At 50.1% G+C, this 16,780-nt stretch carries 18 protein-coding genes; 6 read left to right on the top strand and 12 right to left on the bottom strand.

Translation table 11 applies throughout. From position 1 onward, the window contains the following. Nucleotides 1-83 precede the first annotated feature (83 nt). From gcvT to gcvPB, 3 genes are read left to right on the top strand one after another with little or no spacing between them, the layout of a single operon-like run. Nucleotides 84-1,193 (top strand): glycine cleavage system aminomethyltransferase GcvT, encoded by a 1,110-nt coding sequence (gene gcvT / locus DFP97_RS00375; protein ID WP_114378006.1) that lies wholly within the window; start codon nt 84-86, stop codon nt 1,191-1,193. Beyond that, complete coding sequence (gene gcvPA, locus DFP97_RS00370; protein WP_114378005.1) at nt 1,190-2,539, top strand: aminomethyl-transferring glycine dehydrogenase subunit GcvPA; 1,350 nt, start codon at nt 1,190-1,192, stop codon at nt 2,537-2,539. Before gcvT ends, gcvPA begins: the two co-directional genes overlap by 4 nt. Continuing rightward, nucleotides 2,536-3,993: an aminomethyl-transferring glycine dehydrogenase subunit GcvPB gene (gene gcvPB, locus DFP97_RS00365; RefSeq protein WP_114378004.1), complete on the top strand. Its 1,458-nt coding sequence runs from the start codon at nt 2,536-2,538 to the stop codon at nt 3,991-3,993. Before gcvPA ends, gcvPB begins: the two co-directional genes overlap by 4 nt. 156 nt (nt 3,994-4,149) lie before the next feature. On the opposite strand, the gene DFP97_RS00360 is transcribed toward gcvPB, so the two are convergent. Beyond that, nucleotides 4,150-4,749: a TetR/AcrR family transcriptional regulator gene (locus DFP97_RS00360; protein ID WP_114378003.1), complete on the bottom strand. Its 600-nt coding sequence runs from the start codon at nt 4,747-4,749 to the stop codon at nt 4,150-4,152. Between the two features lie 179 nt (nt 4,750-4,928). Between DFP97_RS00360 and DFP97_RS00355 the strand changes: the two genes are divergently transcribed. The 3 genes from DFP97_RS00355 (at nt 4,929) to DFP97_RS31290 (ending at nt 7,122) form a co-directional block, all read left to right on the top strand. Next, entirely contained in the window at nt 4,929-5,687 is a 759-nt protein-coding gene (locus tag DFP97_RS00355; RefSeq protein WP_114378002.1) for an MBL fold metallo-hydrolase, read from the top strand. A 251-nt stretch (nt 5,688-5,938) separates the two neighbouring features. After that, nucleotides 5,939-6,451, top strand: a complete 513-nt coding sequence (locus tag DFP97_RS31295) for a hypothetical protein (protein ID WP_245975774.1) — start codon at nt 5,939-5,941, stop codon at nt 6,449-6,451. 215 nt (nt 6,452-6,666) lie between these two features. Next, nucleotides 6,667-7,122 carry a hypothetical protein gene (locus DFP97_RS31290; protein WP_245975773.1) on the top strand — a complete coding sequence of 152 codons (456 nt, stop codon included), beginning with the start codon at nt 6,667-6,669 and terminating at the stop codon, nt 7,120-7,122. An 80-nt stretch (nt 7,123-7,202) separates the two neighbouring features. Here DFP97_RS31290 and DFP97_RS00345 read toward each other — a convergent pair whose 3' ends face one another. The 11 genes from DFP97_RS00345 to phnE (DFP97_RS00295) form a co-directional block, all read right to left on the bottom strand. Further along, complete coding sequence (locus DFP97_RS00345; protein ID WP_245975771.1) at nt 7,203-8,087, bottom strand: PHP domain-containing protein; 885 nt, start codon at nt 8,085-8,087, stop codon at nt 7,203-7,205. A gap of 29 nt (nt 8,088-8,116) precedes the next feature. Then, nucleotides 8,117-9,052, bottom strand: coding sequence for a sugar phosphate isomerase/epimerase family protein (locus DFP97_RS00340; RefSeq protein ID WP_114378000.1), 936 nt, complete (start codon nt 9,050-9,052; stop codon nt 8,117-8,119). A gap of 19 nt (nt 9,053-9,071) precedes the next feature. Then, entirely contained in the window at nt 9,072-10,286 is a 1,215-nt protein-coding gene (gene phnM, locus DFP97_RS00335; RefSeq protein WP_114377999.1) for a phosphonate metabolism protein PhnM, read from the bottom strand. A 153-nt stretch (nt 10,287-10,439) separates the two neighbouring features. Then, nucleotides 10,440-11,165: a phosphonate C-P lyase system protein PhnL gene (locus DFP97_RS00330; protein WP_245975769.1), complete on the bottom strand. Its 726-nt coding sequence runs from the start codon at nt 11,163-11,165 to the stop codon at nt 10,440-10,442. A 27-nt stretch (nt 11,166-11,192) separates the two neighbouring features. Then, on the bottom strand, nt 11,193-12,077 hold the full coding sequence (locus DFP97_RS00325) for an ATP-binding cassette domain-containing protein (RefSeq protein WP_114378306.1): 885 nt from the start codon (nt 12,075-12,077) through the stop codon (nt 11,193-11,195). Nucleotides 12,078-12,086: 9 nt separating this feature from the next. After that, nucleotides 12,087-12,971 carry an alpha-D-ribose 1-methylphosphonate 5-phosphate C-P-lyase PhnJ gene (locus DFP97_RS00320; RefSeq protein WP_114377997.1) on the bottom strand — a complete coding sequence of 295 codons (885 nt, stop codon included), beginning with the start codon at nt 12,969-12,971 and terminating at the stop codon, nt 12,087-12,089. Continuing rightward, entirely contained in the window at nt 12,910-14,091 is a 1,182-nt protein-coding gene (locus tag DFP97_RS00315; RefSeq protein WP_114377996.1) for a carbon-phosphorus lyase complex subunit PhnI, read from the bottom strand. Before DFP97_RS00315 ends, DFP97_RS00320 begins: the two co-directional genes overlap by 62 nt. Before the next feature lies 1 nt (nt 14,092). Beyond that, nucleotides 14,093-14,719 (bottom strand): phosphonate C-P lyase system protein PhnH, encoded by a 627-nt coding sequence (phnH, locus tag DFP97_RS00310; protein WP_114377995.1) that lies wholly within the window; start codon nt 14,717-14,719, stop codon nt 14,093-14,095. Next, nucleotides 14,706-15,143, bottom strand: coding sequence for a phosphonate C-P lyase system protein PhnG (gene phnG, locus DFP97_RS00305; protein ID WP_114377994.1), 438 nt, complete (start codon nt 15,141-15,143; stop codon nt 14,706-14,708). Before phnG ends, phnH begins: the two co-directional genes overlap by 14 nt. Before the next feature lie 5 nt (nt 15,144-15,148). After that, nucleotides 15,149-15,991, bottom strand: a complete 843-nt coding sequence (phnE, locus tag DFP97_RS00300) for a phosphonate ABC transporter, permease protein PhnE (protein WP_114377993.1) — start codon at nt 15,989-15,991, stop codon at nt 15,149-15,151. Beyond that, the gene (gene phnE, locus DFP97_RS00295; protein WP_114377992.1) at nt 15,988-16,776 is read right to left on the bottom strand and encodes a phosphonate ABC transporter, permease protein PhnE; all 789 of its coding nucleotides are present in this window, start codon (nt 16,774-16,776) and stop codon (nt 15,988-15,990) included. The genes phnE (DFP97_RS00300) and phnE (DFP97_RS00295) overlap by 4 nt, the downstream gene beginning before the upstream one ends. Nucleotides 16,777-16,780: the final 4 nt, after the last annotated feature.

Here is a 16,780-nt window from a genome sequence, read left to right as displayed (position 1 = left end):
AAGCTTGCTTCGCCCGTATAGTGTTTCCTTTTGCCTGTCCTATTTTATTATCGGCACCTATCCTACGCTAAAGAGGTGAAGAGATGAGTTCATTAAAACGCACCCCGCTCTACCCGCTATATGCGGACTTTCCTTCCATCCGCTGCATCGATTTCGGCGGCTGGGACCTGCCGGTTCAGTTTCACGGTATCGTACGCGAGCATGAAGCTGTACGTAGACAGGCCGGGCTGTTCGACGTTTCCCATATGGGCGAATTTATCGTAACCGGGCAATACGCCGAGAAGTTCCTGCAGCAGATGGTGACCAATGACGTCTCGAGGCTTTCCGTCGGTCAGGCCCAATATACGCTAATGTGCTACGAAAGCGGCGGCACGGTTGACGATCTGCTAGTCTACAAGCTGTCGGCTGATCAATTCATGCTCGTCGTGAACGCATCCAATATCGACAAAGACCTGCAATGGCTGCTGGACCATCTCATCGGCGACGTCGTCATCGAGAACGTTTCGTCCGAAACGGCGCTTCTCGCCCTGCAGGGTCCGGAAGCCGCAGCAATTCTCTCGAAGGTGACGGATTCGCCGATTGATTCGCTGCCCTCTTTCCATTTCATTCATCAGGCAGACGTATGCGGCGCTCCCGCACTTCTCTCCCGAACCGGCTATACCGGTGAGGACGGCTTCGAAATCTATTGCGCGGCGAGCGACGCTCCGGCCATCTGGAAGGAACTGCTTGCCTCAGGCGAACCGAACGGTCTTATTCCGGCAGGACTTGGCGCACGCGATACGCTTCGCTTCGAAGCAAGGCTGCCGCTATACGGCCAAGAGCTGTCGAAGTCCATTTCGCCGCTCGAAGCCGGCCTCGGCTTCTTCGTGAAGCTGGACAAAGGCAGCTTCATCGGACGCGATGCGCTCGTGCTTCAGAAGAACGAAGGCGTGCCGCGCAAGCTTGTCGGGCTTGAGCTGATCGATCGCGGCATTCCACGCTCGCATTATCCCGTCTATGCGGAAGGCTCCCTGATCGGGGAGGTTACAACCGGCACGCAGTCTCCGACGCTGAAGCGCAATCTCGGACTGGCGCTAATAGATGCCGCCTACGCGGGTATCAATACCGAAGTATGGGTTGAAATTCGCGGCAAGCATCTGAAAGCGCAAGTCGTGAAGACGCCATTCTATAAAAAAGGAGCTGCCCAATCATGAAGCATCGTTATTTGCCGGTGACGGAACAGGACCAGGCCGACATGCTCGCCACGGTCGGCGCCGAATCCATAGAGGACTTGTTCGCCGACATTCCCGCTGCCGTCCGCTATCCCGGCGTCCTTCCGATGTCCGGAAGGCTCAATGAGCCGGCGCTCCTGAAGCATATGCGCGGGCTTGCCGACCGCAATGCTGATTTCGACCGTTATGCCAGCTTTCTCGGCGCGGGGCTGTACGATCATCATATTCCCGTTGTTATCAACCATATCCTCTCCCGTTCCGAATTTTATACGGCTTACACCCCTTACCAGCCGGAGATCAGCCAAGGCGAGCTGCAGGCGATTTTCGAATTTCAATCCTATATTTGCGAGCTGACCGGGATGAAGGTGGCCAACGCCAGCATGTATGACGGCGCCACCGCCCTCGCGGAGGCCGCAGCACTTGCCAGCGGCGCGACGAAGAGGAAGCAGGTCGTCGTCTCCCGCGCCGTTCATCCGGAAGCGAGAGACATTGTACTCACCTCCGCGCACGGCCTCGGCCTTGAGGTGATCGAGGTCGGCTTTAAGGACGGCGTCACCGACGCGGAGGCGCTGGCCGCCGCTATCACGGATGATACAGCCGCCGTACTTCTGCAATCGCCGAACTTTTTCGGCTGCATCGAGGACGTGCGGGCGATCGAGCCGCTCGTTCATGCCAAGAAGGCTTTGCTCGTGCTCAGCGTGAATCCGATATCGCTCGGTTTGCTTGAATCGCCTGGCGAGCTTGGCGCTGATATCGTCGTCGGCGACGCCCAGCCGCTTGGCATCCCGGCATCGCTCGGCGGCCCGACCTGCGGGTTCTTCGCCGTAACCGAGCCGCTTATGCGCCGTATTCCCGGCCGAATCGTCGGCCAGACCGTCGATCAGGACGGCAAGCGCGGGTTCGTGCTTACGCTTCAAGCGCGCGAGCAGCATATCCGCCGCGAGAAAGCGACGTCGAATATATGCTCGAACCAGGCGCTGCTGGCACTGTGCGCCTCCGTCTATATGTCAACCCTCGGCAAGGCAGGCATGCAGGAGGCCGCGCTGCTCAACGTCCGTAAATCGCATTACGCGGCAGACCGCATTACCCAAAGCTCCCTGTCACTGGAGTTCGCCTCCCCGTTCTTCAACGAGTTCGTCGTAAAGCTGCCGGACGGCGCCGACTTGAAGAACGTGAACGCGAAGCTGCTTAAGGCCGGCTACATCGGCGGCTACGAACTCGGCATCCCTTATCCCGAACTGAAAGGCCGTATGCTCATCGCTGTCACTGAACGGCGGACGAAAGATGAAATCGACCGATTCATCGGCGAACTGGAGGCGAGCGTATGAAATCGGAAAAAGCGCTAATATTCGAATTAAGCAAGCCAGGGCGCGTCGCCTATTCGCTGCCCGAATGCGACGTCCCGGAGACGGATGCTTCGGCGTTGATTCCAGCGGGTCTTCTGCGCAGCAAGTCTGCGGAGCTGCCCGAGGTATACGAGGTCGACATCATTCGCCACTATACGGAATTGTCGCGCCGCAACTTCGGCATCGACAACGGCTTCTATCCGCTCGGCTCCTGCACCATGAAATACAATCCGAAAATTAACGAGGATGTCGCCCGGTTCGCCGGCTTCGCCAAGATCCACCCTTACCAGCCCGAGGAAAGCATTCAAGGCGCTCTGGAAATGTTGTATACGCTGCAGAACGATATCACTGCGTTGACCGGCATGGACCAGGTGACGCTGCAGCCCGCCGCCGGCGCGCATGGCGAATGGACTGGCCTCATGCTGATCCGCGCCTATCACGAAAGCCGCGGCGAGCAGCGCACGAAGGTTATCGTGCCGGACTCCTCGCACGGAACGAATCCAGCCAGCGCAACGGTTGCCGGCTACGATACGATTACGATCAAGTCCAATGAGCGCGGCATGGTCGATCTTGACGCACTGCGCGCAGTAGTCGGAAGCGACACTGCAGCTCTCATGCTTACGAATCCGAGCACGCTCGGCCTGTTTGAGGAGCAAATCGTCGAAATCGCCGAAATTGTTCACGATGCAGGCGGCTTGCTCTACTACGACGGCGCGAATTCCAATGCCATCATGGGCATTACGCGTCCCGGCGACATGGGCTTTGACGTCGTCCATTTGAACCTGCACAAGACGATGAGCACACCGCATGGCGGCGGCGGCCCTGGCGCCGGTCCCGTAGGCGTGAAAAGCAAGCTCATCCCATTCCTGCCTAAGCCGATCGTCGGCAAGCGCGGGGACGGAACGTTCTATTGGGATTACGACCGGCCGCAATCAATCGGTCGCGTGAAGGCGTACTACGGCAACTTCGGCATCCTGGTCCGCGCCTACACGTACATCCGTACGTATGGTCCGGACGGCCTTCGCCGCGTATCGGAGCTCGCGGTGCTGAACGCCAACTACATGATGCACCGCCTCGCACCCTATTACGAGGTCGCCTATCCGGGACTTTGCAAGCACGAGTTCGTCTTGTCCGGTAAGAAGCTGAAGCAGTACGGCGTCCGCACGCTTGACGTAGCCAAGCGGCTGCTCGATTTCGGCTATCATCCGCCGACCATCTATTTCCCGCTTAACGTCGAGGAATGCATCATGATCGAGCCGACTGAAACAGAGAGCAAAGAAACGCTCGACAGCTTTATCGATACGATGATTCAAATCGCAAAGGAAGCGGAAACTACGCCGGAGCTGGTCATCAACGCGCCTTATACGACGGTCGTTAAGCGTCTCGACGAGGCGACCGCCGCCCGTAAGCCGGTGCTGAACTGCACATGCGGGTAACAAACCCGACTCCGCTGTTTTAAACTAGATTAATATACAAAAAAGAAGCTCGCCCATTTAATTATCTACTTGGGCCGCTTCTTTTTTGTAATATTTAGAGGTTGATAGTGATTCATCTTAAATGACATTTTAACGGGGTTAAACATCACAAGAAGCCTAGGCTCCAACACCCATATTCCCCTTAATATAAGCCCTTACTTGGTCGGTGCAATACCGGATATACTTACTATCATCATACAATTTGCTCAGCATAACCCCGCCTTCGAATAGAGCGATTACCACACTGCACGCAGCTTCCACATCGATATCCCTTCGAAATTCTTGCTGATTGATGCCTTCCTTAATAATATTCTCCAAGGCCGTAATCAGCTCAGTCATTGCAAGCTGGGCCCTTTCCTTTAACAGCGGGTGACCATCGTCGCTCTCAACTGCGGTATTAAGTATGGGGCACCCGCCCTCACATGCATCCTGTTCAATAAGCGTTACGTACACATCACATATCGCCAGCATTTTATCCGTTGGGTCAGAACACTTTGCCAGTGCTTCGGCCAGCAGATTCTTTAATTGCGTAAATGAATAATCAAATGCAGCCAGCGCGATCTCATCCTTATTTTCAAAATGATTATAAATGCCTCCCTTGCGGACATTGCAGCGTTCGATAATCTCGGACAGAGATGTGCCAGTATACCCTTTCGTATTAAACAAACCAGCTGACTGGCGTATAATGTGTTCTTTCGTAACTTGTCCCTTCCCCATATCCAACCCTCATTTCAAAAAAATACCGATTGGTCTTAAAGTAGCACACTCTCTTGTCGAGTACAACACCTAAGAAGAAGCTTCAGACAATTTTTATGGAAAAATATGCTTGATAAAGAAACAAATTTATGCTAATTTAAAACAGACCGGTCGGTATTAAAAAGAAGGAGTTGTTCTTAATGCCAATTTCAATTCAACACATTCGCAATGCTACATCGGTAGTAACCATAAACGGCAAAAAAATACTTGTGGATCCTATGCTAAGTGACGTAGGCGATCTTCCGCCGGTTCCTTTCACTCGATCACTTCGCAGAAATCCGCTAACTCCGCTGCCTGTTCCGCTTCATTTCTTTGAAGACATGGATGCGATACTCTTGACACACCGGCATTTTGACCATTTGGATCAAAGGGCAATCACCGTTCTGAACAAGAGGATACCTGTCTTTTGCCAACCTGAGGATCAGGCTTTCTTACAAACCGCCGGTTTCTTCAATGTACACGTCATTCATGATTCGTTAGTATGGTCTGGAATTCAGTTAAAACGGATTAAAGGACAACATGCCAAAGGTGTCGTTGCCAAGCTGCTTGGCCCGGTATCCGGATTCATTGTAAGTACGTCAGCGGACGGTTCAATTTACATTGTCGGTGACTGTATTTACACCCCAGCTATCGAAGAGGTATTCCGAGCGACTCTTCCGGATATTGCGATCTTGAATACGCCGCGCGCACAGATGCTGTTAGGAACTGTTATTACGATGTCTGCCGAAGATATCGTTCGCATTGCGCAGTTGTCGCCAGCCACGAAGATCGTTGCCGTTCATATGGATGCGATTAGCCATTGTACATTCAAACGTCAGCATCTCAGAGCATTTCTAAAGGAGCGAAGCCTGGAGCATAGCACTATTGTTCCTGATGATGGAGAAGTTATTTCTTTTTAGCTCATTTTGATTACCTTTTAATAAAAAAAACCGAGCGCGTTATTTGGGCAAATAACCCAGAAACGCTCGGTTTTTATAGTCAAGTTAACAATAAGTTTTATATATGATCCCCCACCTTCAAACGATTGTCTGATCGTTCCCCCAGCCCATCCTTCCTTTTTATAAGATATTTTCTAAAACTTAGAGGTTAATAACGAATCATCTCGAATGACATTAATAACTAATATGGTTAAGGAAGCGAGTGTTATTTCGTGGAAAATAAAGCTGTCATACTCGGCTCGAATTTTTATACCGGTTTAAGCATCATACGTGGCCTCGGCTCCAATGGCATCTACACTGTCGCAATGGATCATTCCAAAGAAAATACATATGGCGCTAAATCCAAATATTTAAGCGAACAATTAATTGTTCCTCATTATAGGAAACAGAAAGAAGAACTTTTGCGTTATTTAATCGATTATGCCAAAAAACAGGAAGCGAAGCCTGTCCTATTCCCAAGCGTGGACCCTTATGTAGAATTCATTGATTTTTATCTCGATGAACTTAAAAATTACTACCACATCAATATGACCGATCAGGGATTTTGGAGCAGCATCATGGATAAAGAATATCTTCACTCTCTAGCGACACAGCACGGTGTATTAGTACCAGAATCTCTGAGTCCAACTGAGAAGGGCTTCGAAGAACGGGTGGTTACCGAAATCAGATTTCCGTGCATCGTGAAACCAACTGATTCCCCCACTTTTGTATCCATTCAGAGCTAAAATTTTTACATGCAATAACTTGGAGGAAATGAGGGCAGCTATCGAGAAATCGTCACAAGCCAAACTTGAGGTCATCGCAAAGAATTATTCCAGGCTTCGATGATCATGTTTACACGTTTGATGCTTACTTGGACCAAAACTCCAAGGTTACCCACTGGGTTACCTGCCAAAAACAGCGGCAGTTCCCGATTAACTTTGGCGCATCATCATTTACAATGCAAAAATATGTAGAGGAGCTTTACCGTATCGGAGCCCCCTTTTTAGAATCCATCGGTTATAAGGGTTTCGCTGAAATCGAGTTCAAGAAGGATGCGGTATCCGGAGAATACTATTTGCTAGAAGTGAATGCAAGAACGACTACCCTGGATCCCCTTCTCAGAGAATGCGGAGTAAACTTCCCGCTGCTCGCCTATAACGAGCTCACTGGGAAGCCTATTGGAAGTTATGCGGTTAGGAGTAATATGGGCATAGCTTTCTGCTTTTTGTTTGAGGATCTCATCTCATGCCGGGATTATGTCAGAACCAAGCAGCTAAGCATCCTGCAAATCGTAAAATCCCATTTCGTTAAAAAAGCTCCGGCAATTTGGAGTATAGATGACCCTGCCCCTGCCTTCTTTTTCTTAGCCATGATTTTTAAGAAAATAATAAGGAAGCTAACGAGGCGTAGATGAGAAAAAACATTTTTCCCCATAGTGAAGTCAACGTCAAATCATCCCCACTATGAAGAAAGATGGGGATGATTCCCACTGCATTAAACAGCGCTCAGCTTCAACTTTCTTTCTATTAATGCATGCAAATTGATCATCCCTGCATCCATACTGCCCAGAGGGTAGTCAGCGTTCCCGTACCCTCCGTGAAAATCGGAACCGCCCGTCATGATCAGGTTATATTTTGACGCATACTCTTTTGCCTTCTGTTCTTCCGCGGCCCGGTTGTGGGAGGGATGAAACACCTCAATCCCCTCCAAACCGGCGAGGGTCCAGTCGGCAATGGCATCATAATTGTCCAGCTGCCCGGGATGCGCCAACACCGGAATGCCTCCCGCCTTACGAATCGCCGCTATAGCGGAAACGGCGTCCGCATACTGCAACGGGATATAAGCAATCCCCGGCTCGCCGCCCTCACCGCTGCGTGAAAACAGTTGCTTGTGCAAGTCGCCAAGGATTTCGCTGCAATAACCGCGGTCCATTAGAGCATGCATAATATGCTGTTTATAAACGGCCGATCCGCCTGCTGCATAGGCTTGTACTTGATCCCAGGTAATCTCATAACCGGCCTCATTTAATCTCATGACCATTTGGCGGGAAGCTTCATGCCGCTGCTTCACGATTGGATCACAAACCTCTGCGATCGCAGGGTGATTCGGTTTAATATAATAGCCGAGAATATGTGCTCTTCTGTTTCGCACATAATCATAAGCGGATATCTCAATCCCTTGAATAACCTCAATCCCATGACTCTGACCAAGGGTAAAAGCTTCCTCCAGCCCTATTGTCGTATCATGATCCGTAATCGCAAGATGACTGATTCCCGCAGCTTCCGCTGCTGCTATGACCTCCCTGACGGACATCGTATTGTCCGAGGCCTTCGTGTGACAATGCAAATCCACTTTACCTTGTTTAACCACCTGAATCACGCACCTGCCTCTGGTAATACTTTGTAACATCAACCTGCATAATATTGTTTATCTTGAGCATCTGACTTCAGAAACAAGAGATTATGTTTTTGAGCCAGATCGGCCCAATGAGATTCGTACTGCTCCCTGACCTCGTGAATGAGATATCCGTTAATAGCTGTATTTTCCATCAGTTTTGCGATTTCCGCTATTGGAATGCCTCCCTTGCCGATCGGCATATGCATGTCGCCTCGTCCATGCGGAGTAAGCTCATACTGGTTTTTCTCCGTCGAAAAGCAGGGTTTGCCAAAGTTATCATGCATATGAATATGCAGGATATAGGGCATCATCGCTTCCAGTTCCTCCTGCAAATGAAGCCCGTACATCTGAGTGGAAAGATACAGATGCCCGATATCTAATGTAATCCCTACGTGGGAGTGATTAACGGCTGCTACCTGCCGGGCCAGTTCCTTCGGTACAACTGAATAACAATAATGAGGGCAATCCAGATAAGGCCGCATATTTTCCATCCCGATCCGCACATTCAACTGCTTGGCCCGATCCCCGGCGATACGCATTAAGTCGACTTCCTGCTGCATCAATTGCTGCTTCTCGGCAATCGTTAAACTTCTCCAGCTATGAGGATATATAAACTGTTCTTCACTGATAAATCGTCCGACATGGTAGACGAGAACCTCCGATCCGAGCGCTCCCGTTACTTCAAGTGAAGTCATAAACAGTTTGCTTTCAAAGGCAGCATCGCCTTGGCGGAACAAATTAAGATCAAAAGGAGCATGCATGGTAAAATGTAAGGAAGTATCGCTGAACAGCTTCGCGTATGCATGCAGCCTCTTCGTTTCGATCTCACCGTTTGTGATCACGTTCATCCCCTGAATCGGGATTTCTACGGTATCAAAGCCTGCTTCCTGCACAAAATCCAGCTTGGCCTTCAGCCGCTCAAGATTGCTGACGACCTCATATGACATCAGGCTGACTCCTACGCCTCTAAGCTTCAATACGTTCTGCTCCCCTCACTGACGCATCCGTCAAACCTTTCAGATAGTCCATCTGGCATACCACTTGTCCGTGAACAAGAACCTTTTCGATGATCGGGCAATGATTGTGTTCCTTTACGATCAGCAAGTCTGCCTCTTTACCAATTTCGATGGATCCTGTACGATGGTCGATATTTAATGCTTTTGCGGGGTTTAATGAAACCATATTGACCGCTTCCACAAGCCCCAGACCCTGCTTGTGCAGCAGGAAAACCGCGCGGAGCATAGCCGGGGGATAGTAGTCGGAGCAGAGTATGTCAACCACGCCCGCTTTAACCGCCTCCTGTGCCGAAAGGTTATTGCTGTGGGAGCGTCCCAACATCACATTCGGTGCGCCCATGACCACATACAAGCCGCGCCTCTTCGCTTCCACCGCAACCTCCAGATCAACAGGAAATTCACTAATCGTACCTCTCCATTGCTGCATTCTGTCCAGCTTTTCTATCGTATCATCGTCATGAGAAGCCAACGGTATTCCCTTATCGAAGGCCATATCCGCAAGCTTTTGCAATTGATCGCTATTGATCTTGGGACGGTTTTTACGTTCTTCCAAAAGTTCGATGACTTCTTCTTCCGTTTTTTTCTGGCGATCCATAATGAACTTCTTCTGAACCTCAGTATTGCGGTATTGACCTTGACCCGGTGTATGATCCATAAACGATATTTGATCGATTAATCCGTCCTTAATAAACCCCTCGACGAACGGAACCACACTCTCATTCGTCATTTCAATGCGGATATGAACCCGGTGATGAATCAGGCGGTCCTGCTTGCGAAGCTTTCCGATCGCAGTAACGATTTCTTCAACGCTTTGATTTTTGCGAAAATCATTCGTTGAATTTTCTCCCCACATGCTCAGTGAATGATAGATCGTCGTAACCCCTTGGCTTACGAGCTTTCGTTCCAATTCAAAATAGGAGAAGTCCAAAGCGAACCGGCTTGTCGGCCTTGGCTGCATCTCATGCTCGATGGCGTCGCTGTGTGTATCAATCATGCCCGGCAGTACCCAGAGTCCTTGGGCATCATGCCCGGTAGAAGATAGTACGGCCAGCGAAGAAGGTCGTATATCGGCTATCAAACCGTTTTCGATAACGATCGTTCCGTTCTCTACAATTCCTTGCGGCGTAACAATGTTACCGCCATGTATCGTTAAATTTTGTCTCATATTGAATCTCCTTAAAGTTTTATGAAACAAGCGTAAACGGCTGTCGCCGTCCTCTCGTGGCAAAGCTCGTTTCGCGGTGAAATATAGGCTAAGTTCAAACTTATACTTCCTATATTTTAAAACCGCTCGAAAGCCTGGGCTTGCAAAAAAATGCTACATCCCCGCCATTTGTTCCTGCTCTTTGCTTGCTTGGAGCTTACGCAAATCCAATATTTGATCAGCCACTTTGCCCATGACATCCCAATCATGAAACACACCGATCATTGTCGTGCCATCCTGTTTCATCTCTTTCATGAGCGCCAGCACGTTCAGCTTTGTATCGTTATCCAGAGATGCGGTAGGCTCATCCAGAATGAGCAGCCGCGGCCGTACGGCAAAGGCTCTGGCTAAATTCACGCGCTGCTGCTCTCCGCCGCTGAAGGTGGCAGGGTATGCCTGCCATAACTGCTCAGGAATATTCAGTCTTTCGAGCAGCTGCATGGCGCGGTCCCTTGCCTGGTTTAAGGAATATCCGAGCGGCAGCAGTCTGTCTGCGACAACATCCAGTGCGGATATACGGGGGATGGCTTTAAAAAACTGAGATACATAGCCGATTTCACGAATACGCAAATGGGTTATTTGACGCTCGGTCGCTTTAGCCAAATCGATCGTTCCATAGAGAGATGAATCGAACCAAATCTCGCCTGAAGATGGCAAGTACGTGCGATATAGACATTTCAGAATAGAGGATTTACCAATTCCGCTTGGCCCCGCAATTCCCATAAACTCGCCTTTTGCAACCTCGAAGGAGAGATTTTGGAAGGGGCTAACCTTCATTTGATGGGATAGGGACAGTTCAAACCATTTACCTAAACCGATTGCTTTTAGAATGAGGCTCACCGCTTTCTTTATTCGGATTTACGCTTGTTACAATAAAGAATGGACCAGCAGCTGAGTGTAAGGATGCCGCGGATCCTCCAGAATCTGATCCGTTAAACCCTGCTCCACAATTAATCCCTGGCGCAGCACCATCGTACGGTCCGCAAGCATCCGAATCACACCGAGATCATGAGAGACGACGATCATGGCCACCCGCAGCTCCCGTTGAATGTTTCGGATTAAATCCAGCACCTTAGCCTGAACGGAAAGGTCGAGACCGGTCGTCACTTCATCGAGCAGCAGGAGCGGAGGATTATTGGCAAGCGCCTTTGATATTTGCACTCTTTGCTGCATGCCGCCGCTGAAGTTTTTTGGCGGTTCATCCATGCGCGCCAGAGGAATTTCTACTTTTTGCAGCAAATCAGCAGCTCGCTGACGGATACTGCCGACATGATAATGATCGGCTGCGAACAGCTTTTCAGCGATATTGCCGCTACTGGATATCGGCATTCTGAGTCCTAGAAGCGGATTCTGGTAAACCATACCCATAACATGATTGCGGATATATCGTTTTTGTTGGGCGGATTTCTCAAACAGATTGGAGGTTTTATCCTCGTAGCTGGAAATGCTCATTTCACCGACTGTCGTTTCCTCATCAAAGTAAAGGCATTTTACGAGCGTGCTTTTTCCCGATCCGCTCTCGCCGACCACACCCAGTATCTCACCTGGATATAAGTCGAAGCTTAAGTTACGGCATGCCCAAATGCTTCCGCAATATTGGCAGCGGCTGCCCTCCTGCTCATCGGAAGTCGGCTGCTTACAATGGATGCATCCGGCGCCGAATTGTTTGCTAAGTCCACGAACCTTCAGCAGCGGTGTTTCGTTCCACACCCATTCTTTTTCCGCATTATTTATAAGATCTGCGCTGTTCATCGACATGGGCTACCCTATCCTTTCTTGCTGCTGCCTGCAATACGCGGTGTCGGAGCACTGGTGAATCGTAATACCCGCCTCATCGTCCACCACTTCATCTAGAAACGAATCCATGCTTCCGCAATGACGGCAGGATAGGCCGTCAAAGGATTCTACCTCAAACGGATAATCCTCAAACTCTAGCGGCTGAACATTCGTATAGGGCGGAATTGCATAAATTTTCTTCTCCCGGCCAGCGCCGAACAAGGTCAGATGATGACTTTGGTGCAGCTTTTCCGTATCCCAACGCGGGATAGGACTTGGGGCCATAATATAACGTTCATGCACCATGACGGGATAATCCGCGCCGAGCGTGATGCTCCCCCATTTCACGATACTTTCATAAAGCGTTAGCCACATGGCGCTATAATCCATTTCAGCATGCTGGATTCTCGTTCTCTCTTCCCGCCGTTCGACTTTCCGCAGCGGCTCCGGCTGCGGAACCTGCAGAACCAGAATTTGATCAAACTTCAGCTTCTCCTCAGGGATGCGGTGACGTGATTGAATGATAGAAGCTTGGGCTGTTTCCTCTGTTGTAAGAATCCCGCTCGTTTCCTCCACTAATCGGCGAATACTCACCGCATTCACGCTGTCGTCATTTCCTTGATCAATGACTTTAAGCGTATCCTGCCGGCCCAGCAAAGAAAGCGTTAATTGCAATCCTCCTGTTCCCCAGCCTCTTCCGATTGGCATTTCCCGTGAAGCAAAGGCGACCTGATACCCTGGAATAGCTACGGCCTTCAGAGATTTGCGGCGTATCTCCCGCTTCGAGCCCTCATCCAAAAATGCAAAGTTATACTCGGCTGTGTTGAATGTTCTCTTGTGGTTGTTCTGCTTCTGCTCGGTTGTTTGCATCCCGCTCATCCTCCTCCGGTTTCAGCTGTGCCTTCTGAACCTGTACTTTTCTTATTTGATCAAGCGAAGATTGGAATGTTATATAGTGAGGCAGTTTCAAGTGTGAGACGAACCCGCTTGATTCAACTGAATCGATATGCGTCAGTACGAACTCCTCATCCTGCGCCGGTGCCGTTCCTTCCGTCTCCAGACTGCGTTCCAGAATGGCCATGGATATCCCTTTCAGCTCATTTTGACCGAAGCATAGACCATATCCGAGTAAAAATTGAACATTGCCGGACTCCGCATCCTGTTTAAACGAATTAATGGTTTCCACTTCCGTCAGCATCAGTTCACCTATATACAGGCAATCATCTCCCCCCTCTGAGCTGTACGGATACGGGATATAGACCGGCGCGTATCCAACCCGAAGCTCACCGATAGTAGGGTGTACAACACCATATCCCCGCATGCTGCTGTAAGCCAGCGCCGTCATCGCTCCGGTCTCGCCGCGGGTCAGTGCCTGCAGACGGGCTGCCCGGGTGGTGGGGATCGTCATTTTTTGCCTCGTAATATCGAACGGTTCCTGTTCCTCGGACTTTCCTTTGGCCGCTTTAGCCATAAGTCCCTGTTCGCGCAGCAAATCCGCTACTTTCTTAAAGGTGAGGCTGCCGTCTGCAAGTTCCGCCGCATCTGTATACTCCTTGGCAAAAGCAATCATATCCTCGTTACTTTCCTGCCGCAGGGAAAAATTCAGCATCCGGTGCGTATAATCATAGGTCGGCCCCAGCATTTGCCCCCCTGGAATATCACGAAAGGAGGACGAAATTCTGCGGATAACCCGCATATCAACGGGTTGTACAGTTAACGAATAATGGTTTCTCGGAAGGGTCGAACGATAAGCCCGCAATAGGAATGCTGCTTCCGCCGGATCACCCTCAGCCTGCTTAAGCGCAAGCGCCGCGTACTCTGGAGCGTACATTCCGCCTTCGCCCATAACCCGGTCGACCAGGAGCCGCAGCTGCTTTTCAATGGATTCAATATCCAGACTAGGCGTTGTATCCTTTACTCTATAAAAATGGGCCAGGCCGTTTGCTTCCTCAATCGCCTCTTGACCGCCGGTAACCGCAACATATGCCATCTTAAATGCCCACTCCCCTTACCTTTGTTGTCCGCATCAGAGCCGTCATCTGTCCGCCTGGCGTGAACAAAACCATGTCCACACCCATAGGGTATTCCGCATTGACCCGGGCGCGTTCCGTCATCCATTCCTTGGAAATCCCGCTTACCGATAAGGTGCGGGTCTCCATAATGCCGGGACCGCTAAGCGTCCACTGATCTGTTACCGTATTCTCATTATTAAAATGATCCACCATTAGAAATAGTGTTGCTCCTGCTTCGGGTGCGAGCAATGTACCAGTTCTAACGGATGACATTAACTCTCGAATATAGTCTTCATCACCGCTGCCGTCTGCAAAGATATAATCCGCCTTTTCAGAAGGCTGAACCTGACTGAAGGTTTGCTTACGAATGGAATCCTCCAGCTCCCCGCCGCGCTTCATGCTAATGGAAAAGCTAACCTCGCCGTCAAGCAGCGTAAGGGCGAGTCCTGTAACGATCTTATGCGCGGGGTCCGCTAATTCCAGCTTGCCGCATGCCGGCGCTATGCTGCTCACATGACCGGGACGAGACATAGCCTCTAGCAAAGTGCGATAAATAAACTGCGTATCGTGAATACGATCGAATACCTGCTCCTTAGCGCTTGGCATTATACTCCTCCATCGTGTCGAAATTCACCTTCGATTTCATCGCTCGCGAATATTCGCGTCTATGTTTTTCATCTACCTTCTGCTCTTCCATGAGCAGCTCCGTATACCAGGCTTCCGTTTCCGGAAGCTTCGCTTGAAACGCCCCGTCCACTACCGCAAGCTGATAGGCCCGCTCCGCTTCTTCTCCCATTAGAACACCGAAGCCGTAGACACTGTTTATTGAAATGGTGCATTCCGTAACCAGCACTTCGCCCATGTAAAATGGCTGCTGCGATACCGAATCATTCGCTTTTGTCATGACCAGGCTCTTCTCCGGTGCTTTCAAAATCGAAACCTCGTAGCTTTCTTCTATTTGCTCACATAGACGCCGCAGCAGTATGCCGTCGCCTTCAATTAACGCCCGCGTTATTTGACTTTTTTTCATCGGCGCTATCCTCGCCTTCTGATTTTGGTTTTCAACCGATTTGTAAGCAATTCCACACTGAATACCATGAGAAATATAACAAAAGCTACAAAACCAACCGTATTGAATTCATAGGCCCGCATGGCATTCGAAATTTCCCAACCGATGCCGCCGGCTCCGACAGCTCCTAAAATAACAGATTCCCCAATGTCGATTTCCAGCCGGAACACACTCCACGCCATAAACGATGTGAACACATTGGGGAGTACGCCGTGGGCCATGATTTGCAGCCAACCGGCACCTGTTGCCCGCATGGCTTCCAAAGCGCCTTCATCCACTTCTTCGATGGATTGTGAGAAAACTTTGATGAGCATGCCGGTGGCATGCACGCAGATCGCCAAAATTCCGGGAAACGGCCCTAAGCCAACCGCAACAATAAAGATCAGAGCCCATACCAGTGTCGGGACAGCCCGGAGAAAAGACGCAAAACCTTTAACCGCCTTTGCTGTTCGCGGTGAAACATTTTCCGCAGCCAGAAAAGATAATATAAATGCAGCCACGACAGCCAGAACGGTTCCTACAACCGCCACTTGCAGCGTTACAAGTCCCGCCGACAATATTCCCTTCCAATCCGATACGTTTGGGGGAAACATATTGGCAAAAGAACCTATAAACGTGAGCGTGCCCCGGTAAATCCCGTAATAGTCAAAGTCCAGCCGAATCACACAGTAAATAAAAAACGCAATCCCGAATAGAGAGGCTGCCAGCAAGACGGAATCCATTCTAGGCTTCCTTGGAAATTCATCGTGATCCTGCTGCTGCTTTAGATTCGAGAGCTTGCCGGCAGTTTCGGACCAGTTCGTGCTCATATGATTCTCTCCCTTACTTTACTGGTCGTCCATTCCGTCATGAGGACGATAAGGATGACCATTATAATGGCGAGGCTCACTTCCTGATATTGAAACAGCTTTATCCCCTTTTGAATGGCATAACCCAATCCGCCGCCGCCGACCATCCCAATAATAGTAGACGCCCGAATATTAAGCTCCAGCTTATACAGCGACCAACCGATAAATCCCGGCATAAATTGCGGCATGACAGCCTGTCCCAGCACCTGGGAATACGATGCCCCTGTTGCCCGAATCGCCTCAACCTGCCCCATATCGATTTCTTCCAAAATTTCCGCGTAGGCTCTTGTCAACGTCCCAATGGAGGTAATGATCAGCGCAATACAGCCTACCGTAGTGCCGAGACCATAAGCGAATACAAGCAATATCGCCCAGATCAAAGTCGGAATGTTCCGCATAACGGAGCTGAATGCTCTCACAACCACTTGGATCATTTTGCTCGGTGCCGTTGTTGTCGCTGCAAAGAAAGCCAGTACCATTGACATGAAAGCTCCTACGATCATTGCAACAAAGCTAATATAAATCGTATCAAGCGCTGGCCCAATCAAATTCTTCACCTTCGAGAAATCCGGGGGAAGAAAGTCAAAGAAGATAAAGCGAAAGATCTCCGATCCACCTTTAAAGAGCTCGGAAAATGAGAAACCGGTTTCGACAGACGACCATACCGTAAAGGCTGCGATAGCAGCGGCAACGAGCCATGCCTGCAGTTTCTTTTGCCGCTGCAATTCTTTCAATCGATCTTCCATTGCT

Origin of the sequence: Paenibacillus prosopidis (genome assembly GCF_003337375.1) — a bacterium.
Taxonomy (GTDB): Bacteria; Bacillota; Bacilli; order Paenibacillales; family Paenibacillaceae; genus Pristimantibacillus; species Pristimantibacillus prosopidis.
The sequence above is the reverse complement of the archived record's forward strand: the minus strand, read 5'-3'. Positions and strand labels throughout refer to the sequence as shown.